This is a genomic window from Cryobacterium melibiosiphilum (genome assembly GCF_003602235.1).
Taxonomy (GTDB): Bacteria; Actinomycetota; Actinomycetes; order Actinomycetales; family Microbacteriaceae; genus Cryobacterium; species Cryobacterium melibiosiphilum.
Genome location: NZ_QZVS01000085.1, coordinates 111138 through 118195, shown reverse-complemented (window position 1 = coordinate 118195; position 7058 = coordinate 111138). Strand labels below are relative to the sequence as shown.

The following is a 7058-nucleotide window of genomic DNA, read 5'->3' as shown; positions in this document are numbered from 1 at the left end:
AGGCGGGCCGGGCGGCGACGATCGGGTGCGGTCGGCCCGGCACGTGGCGGGTGGGAAGCGGTGACCACGGTATCGCGCCGGAGCCCGGACGGGCCCGGCCGTCGCACGACCGCACGAGTCCGGCGGCGCCGGGCCACACGCACCGGGCAGACGGCGCCGGTGCCGTCCGGGCGAATGCGTCGGTGGCCCACGGCGCGAAAAAGCGACACCTCACCCGCACCCCTCGATGCTGTCGCGGCGGTCGCCGAACGGCTGGCCGTTTTGCTGGCGGCGGGGGTATCACCCGCCGCAGCGTGGGGATATCTGCTGCCCGAAGCGGGTGGGGGGACCGGCGACGTCGGTCCCGGCGTCCGGACGGGCACGGCGGGCACGGCGGGCACGGCGGGCACGGCGGGCACGGTGGGCACGGTGGGCACGGTGGGAGCTGCGGGTGTTGCGGGTGTTGTGGGTGTTGCGGGTGCTGCGGGCACTGCGGGCACTGACCCAGTGACGGCTCGGATGATCGAGGCGGCCGCCCACAGTGGGCAGCGCGGCGACAGCATCGCTCGTGCCCTCCGCGCCGAGGTGGGACTCCTCGGCACCCCGGGTGGGCGCCAGGAGCCCGGAGGGCCTGACGCGCCCGGGAGCCAGACCGCTCAGGCGTGGCTGAGCCTGGCAGCCGCGTGGCAGGTGGCGACCGATTCGGGGGCCCCGCTGGCCGCCTGCCTGCGGCGGCTGGCGGAGGCGTTCCGGGATATCGCCCAGCTGCACCGGGACCTTTCCGTGGCACTCGCCGGCCCTCGTGCCACGGCCCGGATGGTGCTGCTCCTGCCGCTGGTCGGCCTGCTCCTGGGCAGCGTTCTCGGCTTCAAGACGCTCCACACGCTGTTCCTGACTGTTCCGGGCCTCGTGTGCCTGGGCGGTGGGGCAGCGCTGATGTTCCTCGCTGGGCAGTGGAACGGGCACCTCGTCCGGGCAGCCCGAGCCCGGGATCCTGCTCCCGGGCTCGAGCTGGAGCTCACCGCCATCGCCGTGGCCGGCGGAGGTTCGGCCGAGCACGCCCGGGAGATGGTGCGTGCGGCGCTTTCTCGGCCGGCATTGCCCGGGGCGGTGCTGCCCGGGGCGGTGCGGCCCGGGTCGACGTTGCCTGGGCATCCCGGTGGGCCGGGGCACGTTTCGGATGCCAGCGACGACGTGGCGGAGGTTATCGCCCTGTCGCGAAGGGCCGGGGTTCCCGCCGCGGAGCTGCTGCGGAGCGCGGCCGAACAGTGCCGCCGCACGGCACGCAGCGAGGGGCAGCGCCGCGCTGCGACCCTCGGCGTGACACTCATGATGCCGCTCGGAGTCTGCGTGCTGCCCGCGTTCATGCTCGTCGGGGTCGTTCCTCTGCTCGTCAGCGTGTTGTCCTCCACAGTCACCACCCAGTGAAAGTTGTGCACAATCCGGCATTTTGCTCCACCGCGCGACCGTGAACGGGCAACGCTGGTTCTCACGCAGCACGCCCGACAGACCGACACAACCCCAGCCAGTCAGACCCAGAGAGTCAGTCAGGCCAGCCGGTCAGTCATGCCCAGCCGGTCAGTCAGGCCCAGCCGGTCAGTCAGGCCCAGCCGGTCGGTCAGGCCCAGCCCGGTCCAACCCCACTGAACCAACCAGCCACACCCAATAAGAAGGAGACGCTCGATGTCGATATCCCAGAATGTTCGTTCCCGTCGTGACCCCGACCTGCGGCGCCCGGCGCGGTGGCCCGCCCTGCGCCCCGCCGCGTCGACCAGGTCGGCGTCGGCCAGATCGGCTTCGCCCGAAGCCGGAGCGGCGACCGCCGAGTACATCGTCGCCACGATGGCCGCGGTCGGCTTTGCCGGCCTGCTCATCGTTATTCTGCGCGGCGACGAGGTGCGCGGAATCCTCACAGAGCTGGTGCGCAGTGCGCTCACCGTGGGGTAGCCGGGTGCACGGGGCGCAGCGAGCGGGCGGCCGCGACGGCACCCACGAGGCCGGGGCCGTGACCGCGGAACTGGCGGCGGTGCTGCCCGCCGTGGTGCTCGTGCTCGGCCTATGCCTGGGCGCGGTACAGGTCGTCGGCCAGCAGGTGCGGTTGACGGATGCCGCGGCCGATTCCGCCCGGGCCCTCGCCCGCGGCGAAACCCAAGATCAGGCGGCGCAGATCGCCCGGCAGCTCGTGGCGACAGCGACCCTCGACACGGAGGCTGACGGACAGTTCGTCTGCGCCCGGCTCAGTGCGCCGAGCGGGATCGGTCCGTTCGCCGCCTTCGGCCTCATTTTGGAGGCGCGGTCCTGCGCCCTGGCCGGTGGGCTGTGACGGGGCCAGCCCGACGAACGCCGCGCCGTGCCCGTGCCTGTCCCGATGCTGTCCCGGATGTCGGTGAGCGGGGTGTCGGGGCGGGGTGCGGTGCCCCGGGGTACGGCGGGCAGGGGTACGGCGGGCAGGGGAGCGACGCGCAGGGGTTCGGTGCGCAGGGGTGCGGCGGGCAGGGGAGCGACGCGCAGCAGGGCGGGCCAGGGTGCGGCCTGCAGCGGCCCGACGGGCAGCGGGGCGCCGGCACGGTATTGATGCTGGGGATCCTCGCATCCGTCGTGCTGCTGACGCTCGTGATCGTGCCGCTGCTCGGTCTTCTTGCGCTCGGCCAGGGCGTGCAGAACGCGGCGGACGCGGCCGCGCTCGCCGCCGCCGATACCGCCTCGGGAGCCGCCGCGGGGTTTCCGTGTGCGGCAGCCGAGGAGGCCGCGGTGCTGAACGGCGCAGCGGTTTCCGCCTGCCTCGTTGACGGGCTCATCGCCACGATCACCGTGCAGCGCGGTTACCTGGGGTTGTCCCTCTCGGCGCGGGCGCGCGCCGGGCCGCCGCCCATTCTGCCGTAGGCCGAAGAGGTACGCCGAAGAGGTAGGCCGAAGAGGCAGGCCGGGGGCGGCGCCCAGCGGAGCAGGGACGGCCTAGAAGAGCGCCTCGAGATAGCGGTAGTCGACGGCGGTCGGCCGGGCTGCCCCGTCCTCACCCTCGAACTCGAGTCCCGCGCCGCGGGCGTAGAGGTAGCGTTTGCCGGCCTCGCCGGGGATTTCGATGCGGGGCCGCGGGTCGCCGGTCTCGAGGAATTCCGTTGTGATGGTCTTGCCTTGAAGGGGGCCGTCCGTCAGTTTCGCGGTGTATGTGCCCGTCGTGGTGTCCATGATTCCATTGTCCTCAGGAGTCCCCCGCTGGCAAGGGTTTACCCTGAAACCTGCGGCAAAGCGGGACCGGGAACCCCCGACCCGATTAGGTGAGCACTCCATTCGAGTGTGTAGGGTGTGGCTTGGCCTATCCAACGGTCGCTACGTATAAAGAGGAGCATGGTGCCGGGCACGAAAAAGCTGGTCATTGTCGAGTCGCCGACCAAGATGAAGTCGATTGCCGCGTATCTCGGCGACGGCTACGAGGTTCTGTCCTCGGTGGGTCATATTCGCGACTTGATCGAGCCCAAAAACCTTCCGGCCGAGCTGAAGAAGGGCACCCTCGGGCGCTTCTCGGTCGACGTGGAGAACGGGTTCGAACCGTATTACGTCGTTTCCGACGCCAAGAAGAAGACTGTCTCCGATTTGAAGCGCGCCCTGAAGAATGCGAACGAACTCCTGCTCGCAACTGATGAGGACCGCGAGGGCGAGGCCATCGCGTGGCACCTGCTGCAGGTGCTGCAGCCGAAGGTGCCCGTGAAGCGCATGGTCTTCCACGAGATCACGAAAGACGCGATCCTCGCCGCGAAGGACAACACCCGCGACCTCGACACCGCCCTCGTCGACGCGCAGGAAACCCGCCGCATCCTCGACCGCATCTACGGCTACGAGATTTCCCCCGTGCTGTGGCGCAAGGTCGGCCCGGGCCTGTCCGCCGGCCGGGTGCAGAGCGCCGCGACCCGCCTCGTCGTCGATCGGGAGAAGGAGCGCCTCGCGTTCGTCTCGGCCGGCTACTGGGACCTGCTCGCCCGCCTCGCCGCCGCCGCCGGCGTCGACGCCCTCGGATTCGACGCGAAGCTCGTGCGCCTCGGCGGCGAACGCATCGCTACCGGCGGCGACTTCGATGACTCGGGCGCGCTCAAGCCGAAGGTCACCGCGGTGACGCTCGACGAGGCATCCGCTCTCGCGCTGACGACCGCCCTGCAGGCGCCGAACGTGCCGTTCACGGTCACCAAGGTGGCCTCCAAGCCATACCGTCGCAGCCCGGCCGCGCCGTTCACAACCTCGACGCTGCAGCAGGAAGCCGCCCGCAAACTGCGCTTCACCGCCCGCCAGACCATGAGCGTGGCGCAGTCGCTGTACGAAAACGGCTACATCACCTACATGCGTACCGACTCGCCCGGGCTCGGCCAGCAGGCGCTCAGCGCCGCCCGCACCCAGGCCGCCGCGCTGTACGGGCCCGAAACCGTGCCCGACGCCCCCCGCGTCTACAAGGGCAAGAGCAAGAACGCGCAGGAGGCGCACGAGGCGATCCGTCCGTCGGGCGACACCTTCCGCACCCCCGCCTCGCTCCAGTCGAGCCTGCGCGGCAACGATTTCAAGCTCTACGACCTGATCTGGAAGCGCACCGTCGCCTCGCAGATGAAGGACGCGACCGGATCGACGGCATCCGTCACCATCGCCGCCGGCCCGACCGGCGCCTCCGAGCACCCGCTGGCAGCGGATGCCCTCGCCGAGTTCTCGGCCAGCGGTACCGTGATCACCTTCCGCGGCTTCATGCTCGCCTACGAGGAATCGAAGGACGAGGAGCGCAACGCACCGACCGACGCCACCGAGTCGAAGCTTCCGCCGCTCGAAGAGGGCCAGAAACTGGTGCTCGCATCGATCGAGGCCAAGGGCCACGAGACCAGCCCGGCCGCCCGCTACACCGAGGCCAGCCTGGTGAAGAAGCTCGAAGAGCTCGGCATCGGCCGCCCCTCCACCTACGCGTCCATCATCTCCACCATCACCGAGCGCGGCTACGTCACCCCGCGCGGCCAGTCGCTGGTTCCGAACTGGATCGCCTTCTCGGTCGTGCGCCTGCTCGAGGAGTACTTCGGCGACCTCGTCGAATACGACTTCACCGCTGAGATGGAAGACGACCTCGACCGCATCGCGGGCGGCGAAGCCGACCGCCTCGACTGGCTGACCAGCTTCTACTTCGGCAGCGACAAGCACCGGGGACTCCGCCAGGTCATCGACAACCTCGGCGAGATCGATGCCCGCACCATCAACTCCGTCGTGATCGACGACGAGATCACGCTGCGCATCGGCAAGTATGGCCCCTACCTCGAGGTGGCCGTGCCCGGCGCCGCACCGGATGCTCCGCCCCGTCGCGTGAACATTCCGCCGAGCCTCGCCCCCGACGAATTGACCGCGGCCAAGGCCCGGGAACTCATCGAAGCGCCCGTCTCCGTGGACCGGGTGATCGGCGTCAACCCCGACACCGGCAAGGAGATCGTCGCCAAAGACGGCCGTTTCGGCCCGTACGTGACCGAGCTCGCTCCGGCGCCGGTCATCGACCCGGCCGTGGCTGCGGCATCCGCTGCCGTCGCGGCGGCCGCGCTGGCCGCGTCGGTCGTCGTCGCCGAACCCGTCGTGGACCCGGCCACGGGCGAGATCATCGAGCCCGCTCCGGTGAAGCCCAAGCGCAAGCCGGCCGCGAAGAAGATCGCGCCGGCCGACAAGCCGCGCACGGCATCGCTGTTCAAGAGCATGGACCTCGCGTCCATCGATCTCGAGACCGCCCTGCGCCTGCTCGCGCTGCCGCGCATCGTGGGCATCGACCCCGAGTCCTCGTCGGAGATCACGGCGCAGAACGGCAAGTTCGGCCCGTACCTGAAGAAGGGCATCGACACCCGGTCGCTCACGAGCGAAGACCAGATCTTCGACATCGACCTGCCCGGGGCCATCGAGCTCTACGCCCAGCCGAAGTACGGAGCCCGCCGGGCCTCGAGTGCCCTGAAGGAATTCGAGACGCCCGACCCCGAGAGCGGCAAGGCCATCAAGATCAAGGACGGCCGGTTTGGCGCCTACGTGACCGACGGCGTCACCAACGCGACGATTCCGAAGGCGGAAATGGTCGAGGAGGTCGACTTCGACCGGGCCGTGGAACTGCTGAGTGACAAGCGTGCCAAGGGCCCCGCGGCCCCGCGGGCCAAGAAGGCCGCGCCCAAGAAAGCCGCGCCCAAGAAAGCCGCGCCCAAGAAAGCAGTGGCAAAAAAGCCGGCCGTGAAGAAGGCCCCGACGGCGGCAGCAAAAGCTGCCACCGCGAAGAAGGCCGCCGCGACGCGCGCCGCGACCAAGGCGGCGAAGGAGGCTGCGTTGGGTGCGGCATCCGGTGCCGAAGCGACCGTCGCAGCCAAAAAGCCGGCCGCAGTGAAGAAGCCGGCAGTGAAGAAGCCGGTCGCGAAGTCGGCCGCTGCGAAGCCGGCGGCGACCGCCGAGTGACCGGGCTGTTCATCACGCTCGAGGGCGGTGACGGCTCGGGCAAGTCCACCCAGGCCGCACTGCTCACCGAGTGGCTCGAGCAGGGCGGCCACACGGTCGTGCGTTCGCGCGAACCCGGCGGCACCGACGTCGGCGTAGAGATCCGGCAGATTGTGCTGCACCACCGCGGCGAAGTCTCCCCGCGCGCGGAGGCACTGCTCTACGCCGCCGACCGTGCCCAGCACGTGGCGACCAAGATCCGGCCGGCCCTGGCCCGCGGTGAGATCGTGATCCAAGACCGCTATCTGGACTCCTCGGTCGCCTACCAGGGCGCCGGGCGGGTGCTCGGCGCGGTCGAGGTGCGCGATCTGTCGCTCTGGGCTGCCGAGGGCCTGCTGCCCGACCTCACGATTCTGCTCGACCTCGACGAGACCCTCGCCCGCGGCCGCCTTGACGCCGACAACAAGGTGTTCGACCGGCTCGAAGCGGAGAAGAGCGAGTTTCACGCGCGGGTGCGGGCGGCGTTCCTCGCGCTGGCCGCCGACGAGCCGGGCCGGTTCCTGGTGCTGGACGCCACGGCATCCGTCGCGTCGATCGCCGCGGGCATTCGCGCCCGCGTCGCCGCCCTGCTCTGATTCTCGATCGGGCCTGACTCTCGATCG

7 protein-coding genes are annotated in these 7058 nt (G+C 70.4%); 6 read left to right on the top strand and 1 reads right to left on the bottom strand.

Annotation, left to right across the window (positions count from 1 at the left end; genetic code table 11):
- Positions 1-486 precede the first annotated feature (486 nt).
- From D6T64_RS12260 to D6T64_RS12245, 4 genes are all read left to right on the top strand, one after another.
- The gene (locus D6T64_RS12260; protein WP_147364551.1) at positions 487-1407 is read left to right on the top strand and encodes a type II secretion system F family protein; all 921 of its coding nucleotides are present in this window, start codon (positions 487-489) and stop codon (positions 1405-1407) included.
- A gap of 255 nt (positions 1408-1662) precedes the next feature.
- Positions 1663-1926 (top strand): DUF4244 domain-containing protein, encoded by a 264-nt coding sequence (locus D6T64_RS12255; RefSeq protein WP_119974958.1) that lies wholly within the window; start codon positions 1663-1665, stop codon positions 1924-1926.
- A gap of 4 nt (positions 1927-1930) precedes the next feature.
- Positions 1931-2302, top strand: a complete 372-nt coding sequence (locus D6T64_RS12250; RefSeq protein WP_119974957.1) for a TadE family type IV pilus minor pilin — start codon at positions 1931-1933, stop codon at positions 2300-2302.
- A 209-nt stretch (positions 2303-2511) separates the two neighbouring features.
- Positions 2512-2862, top strand: coding sequence for an Rv3654c family TadE-like protein (locus D6T64_RS12245; RefSeq protein ID WP_267900488.1), 351 nt, complete (start codon positions 2512-2514; stop codon positions 2860-2862).
- A gap of 72 nt (positions 2863-2934) precedes the next feature.
- Here D6T64_RS12245 and D6T64_RS12240 read toward each other — a convergent pair whose 3' ends face one another.
- Entirely contained in the window at positions 2935-3168 is a 234-nt protein-coding gene (locus tag D6T64_RS12240; protein ID WP_119974955.1) for a hypothetical protein, read from the bottom strand.
- A gap of 162 nt (positions 3169-3330) precedes the next feature.
- Between D6T64_RS12240 and topA the strand changes: the two genes are divergently transcribed.
- Both topA and tmk read left to right on the top strand, forming a co-directional pair.
- On the top strand, positions 3331-6417 hold the full coding sequence (topA, locus tag D6T64_RS12235) for a type I DNA topoisomerase (RefSeq protein WP_119974970.1): 3087 nt from the start codon (positions 3331-3333) through the stop codon (positions 6415-6417).
- Complete coding sequence (gene tmk / locus D6T64_RS12230; protein ID WP_119974954.1) at positions 6414-7031, top strand: dTMP kinase; 618 nt, start codon at positions 6414-6416, stop codon at positions 7029-7031. Before topA ends, tmk begins: the two co-directional genes overlap by 4 nt.
- Positions 7032-7058 lie beyond the last annotated feature (27 nt).